This window comes from Gemmobacter nanjingensis (assembly GCF_014652195.1).
Lineage (GTDB): Bacteria > Pseudomonadota > Alphaproteobacteria > Rhodobacterales > Rhodobacteraceae > Gemmobacter > Gemmobacter caeni.
Genome location: NZ_BMYI01000005.1, coordinates 201,773 through 203,100 on the forward strand (window position 1 = coordinate 201,773; position 1,328 = coordinate 203,100).

Consider the following 1,328-nt stretch of genomic DNA (forward strand, 5'->3'; position numbering starts at 1 on the left):
GATTGCCTTGCAGGCCGGGCGCGACAGGCTGACGGCGGTGCCGGTGACCCAGCCGGGCCGGATGTTCGGACTGACCTCAAAATAGCCGGTGAGGCCCGAGGCATCCGCTGTTGCCGGGCTGGCGATCCGGTGCAAGGCATAGCGCAGCGGATTGGCGGCATAGGTAAAGGCCAGGCTGTCAAACCGGCGCAGCTGGTAGCCGGGTGTCAGACCGGAGATCCGAATCTCGCGATTGTTGGCGTGGACTGCCGACAGCTTGGGCGCGGCCCCGGCGAGCGCCGCCCCGGAGAGATCGGAGCGCGGAAACGGCCGCGCGATATCATGCACCATGAAGCTGGCGCCGGGCTGGCGCAGCACGTCGATCATCGCCAGCGCCTCGGCCGCCTCGTCCGGCGTCATGTCGCCCAGCCGGATCTCGCCCGACCAGAGCCGGGTGCCCAGTTCCGCCGTCAGGATCTCGCCCGCGCCGGTCTCCGACACTTCCATCGCCTCGGGCAGATCGAAGGTCATCTCCTGCACGGGCAGCAGATCCATGAACTGCGCGCGGGTCAGCGGGAAGGAATACGCCATCATCCCCTCCAGCGGTCACTGACGATGGTGCGGACCTCGCCGGGCAGGAAGTCGCGGGTGTATTGTTCCAGCGACACCTGAATGGCCTGCATCACGCCCTCGCGGATCTCGGCCGAGCCGGTGCCCGAGACATTGATATGATGGGTCACAAGCATGGCGGCGGCATTGCCGCCGGAAGCGCCGCCCTGACCCGAGGGCTGGGCGGAGGCAGGCGGCGGGGCAGAGGTCAGGATCTGCCGCGTCTGACCCGCGTTGAAGATCCGCGCCGCGCCCGTCGCCTCCAGCTCGGGGCCATTCTCGCCCACGATGCGCCAGCCCCCGGCATGGTCGCCGCCGGTTGCGAACCCCGGCACGCCGGTCAGCCAGTTCAGCCCCGCACCCAGGAGGCCGCCGACAAAGGCCCCGCCCGGCCCGTAGCTCGCCCCGATCCCCTGCAGCGTGCCCGCAAGGTTCGCGCCAAAGGTCTGCAGGCCGGTCCCCAGCTGCGCCGCCCCGGTCCCGAGCTGGCCGAGCTGCGCCTGTGTCGAGAGCGTTGTGCCCTCAAAGCGCGCCATGGCAGCTTCGGCCCCGGCAAGGCGCCGGTCCCATCCATGCGCGCTGGTCGGGTTGTTGGCATTGTAGCCCTGCGGCCGCTCGAAGCCGACAAAGGCATGGGTGGCATCATAGAGATTGGTCGAGGCCATCAGCCGCTGGAACGGCCCGTTCTCGCTGGTCATCATCTCGCGCCAGGCGAATTCAAGCTGCGCCTGCACATTCCC

General features: G+C 69.1%; 1 protein-coding gene and 1 pseudogene. Both read right to left on the reverse strand.

All coding sequences use genetic code 11. The annotated features are described in order from the left end of the window. Positions 1-570, reverse strand: a 570-nt coding sequence (locus IE126_RS11190) for a hypothetical protein (protein WP_194678696.1), incomplete at its 3' end; no start/stop codon positions are given. Then, a pseudogene (locus IE126_RS11195) lies at positions 570-1,328 on the reverse strand (hypothetical protein); the annotation flags it as partial. The gene IE126_RS11190 and the pseudogene IE126_RS11195, both read right to left, overlap by 1 nt.